Here is a 1,115-nt window from a genome sequence, read left to right as displayed (position 1 = left end):
GGCAACGATGAACAAGTCCAAACTGGCCCATGACTTGCATGTTGGTATGTAACTCTGTGAGGGCGCACCAATGAAGCAACGGACCCTGGCTATGGCGGCCGACCAATCGTTCGAGAACTACCGCAAGCCGACCCGGCGCGACGAGTTTCTGAAGACGATGGAAGCCATCGTCCCGTGGTCAACGTTGTGTGCTGTTATTGAACCCTTCTATCCCAAGGCAGGCAACGGCAGGCCACCCATTGGTCTGGAGCGCATGCTGCGCATTCACTTCGTCCAGCACTGGTTCAACCTGGCTGACATGGCCTGTGAGGAAGCGCTGTACGACAGTGCCAGCCTGCGCCGCTTTGTTGGCATCGATCTGGGCCGCGAGCCGGTGCCTGACTCCACGACCATTACGAAGTTCCGCAAGCTGCTCAATGACAACAAACTGGGCGAAGCACTATTTGCACAAGTTGGCAAAGAGTTGCAGGCACGTGGCTTCAAGCTCAACACCGGCACCATCGTGGACGCCACCATCATCGGCGCACCGAGCTCGACCAAGAATACCGACAAGACGCGCGACCCTGACATGCACCAGACGCGCAAGGGCCAGCAGTGGTACTTCGGCATGAAGCTGCACATCGGCGTGGACAGCCAAAGCGGCATGGCCCACAGCGCTGTGGTGACGCCGGCCAACGTGCATGACAAGCATCCACTGCCTGACTTGCTGCATGGCAACGAGCGGCGCGTCTATGGCGATTCAGCCTATGCCAGCCAGAAGAAGCTCATAGCCAGCAAGGCGCCCAAGGCCCGCGACTTTACCAACCAACGTAGCCGCTTCAAGGGCTTCATTGACGAAGCGGTGCGCGCAAAGAATCGCAGCAAGTCACGCATCCGGGCACGCGTGGAACATGTCTTTGGTGTGGTAAAGCGCCTGTGGGGATTTGGCAAGGTGCGTTACCGTGGACTGCAGAAGAACGCAACCCGGGCATTCACGGTCTTGGCACTGGCTAACATTTACCTTGGTCGCCAAAGCCTTTTGGCACAGGTGCGCTCATGAACAGGAAATGCAGGCCAAAGGGCTTGCAAAACCATACCCAAAAGCTCAAAGCGGCGCAAATATATTTCGATTTGGC

Annotated in this window: 1 protein-coding gene; it reads left to right on the top strand. The window is 57.5% G+C overall.

From position 1 onward, the window contains the following. Positions 1 to 70 precede the first annotated feature (70 nt). Positions 71 to 1,039 (top strand): IS5 family transposase, encoded by a 969-nt coding sequence (locus tag AC1RMF_RS26585; RefSeq protein WP_493145558.1) that lies wholly within the window; start codon positions 71 to 73, stop codon positions 1,037 to 1,039. Positions 1,040 to 1,115 lie beyond the last annotated feature (76 nt).

The sequence above is a fragment of the Rhodoferax sp. GW822-FHT04A08 genome (assembly GCF_058801025.1).
Note: the sequence above shows the minus strand (reverse complement) of the source record. Positions and strands in the feature narration are given on the sequence as shown.

What these genes read in the sequence shown, in the direction of transcription:
- AC1RMF_RS26585 (WP_493145558.1), top strand. Translation starts at nt 71, where the DNA reads ATGAAGCAACGGACCCTGGCTATGGCGGCCGACCAATCGTTCGAGAAC.